The sequence below is a fragment of the Emticicia soli genome (genome assembly GCF_037860775.1).
GTDB lineage: Bacteria > Bacteroidota > Bacteroidia > Cytophagales > Spirosomataceae > Emticicia > Emticicia soli.
Window position 1 is genome coordinate 1 of the sequence record NZ_JBBEWC010000042.1, and the last position, 884, is coordinate 884.

Sequence of the window (884 nt, forward strand, 5' to 3'; positions counted from 1 at the left end):
GGAGGTTACACAGCCACTGGCAATGTTCAGGTATCGTGGACATTGGGCGAAACCTTCACTACCCAGATAGGTACCCCTACACTTTCGGCTTCACAGGGGTTTCAGCAGAATACAAATATCTGCCTGAGCATTGTTGATTACCGCTATGTAAAAGCCGGAAATCCCTACCAGGGCTTGTTTCCACTGACCAACAATATGGTTATCGACCAGATACCAGAGCAAGTGAGTATCATCGTAACCGACGTATGTGATAACGTAGGCATCGAAAGTTTTGAGATGAATATACAAGGCCCTGAACTGAACTGGAACATTGTTCAGAACGTGCCACCCAATGCTTTGTTTGACAACTTTGGTGATTTTATCAACGGCCGGAACTTCATACCGGGCAACTATTCACTTACTGTAACAGGTTATGCGCAAGATAACAAGGGAGGTGGAGTTACTTATGGCCCTGTGGTAACCAATTTTACGGTGGTGGGCAATCTGGCAACTATCTCGATGCCGACCTTATCGAGCAGTAGTATTTGTGCAGGCACAAGCGTAGATGTGAGTTTCACAACCACAGGTTCGTTTGGTGTAGGGAATCAGTTTCAGATACAGTTATCGGAGCCGAGTGGAAGTTTTGAGTTCCCCACGGTTTTGGGTAGCACAGCCACAGCAGGGACAGTATCGGTGGTGATTCCAGCCAATGCAGCCGAGAGTGATAAATATCTGATACGGGTAGTATCTTCAAATCAGGTAAATGCAGGTAATCCGGCAATGGATATGGTGAGTGTGAACCCCACGACGAAGTATCTGAATAATCCCACAGATAACATCAGTTCGGGGTCGAAGACTTACAAAGTAGGTAGCACTATTATCGCCAATAATGCTTTGGAAAATTC

Annotated in this window: 1 pseudogene; it reads left to right on the forward strand. The window is 45.9% G+C overall.

The window, feature by feature from the left end:
* Positions 1-884, forward strand: a pseudogene (locus tag WAE64_RS24755) (hypothetical protein); the annotation flags it as partial.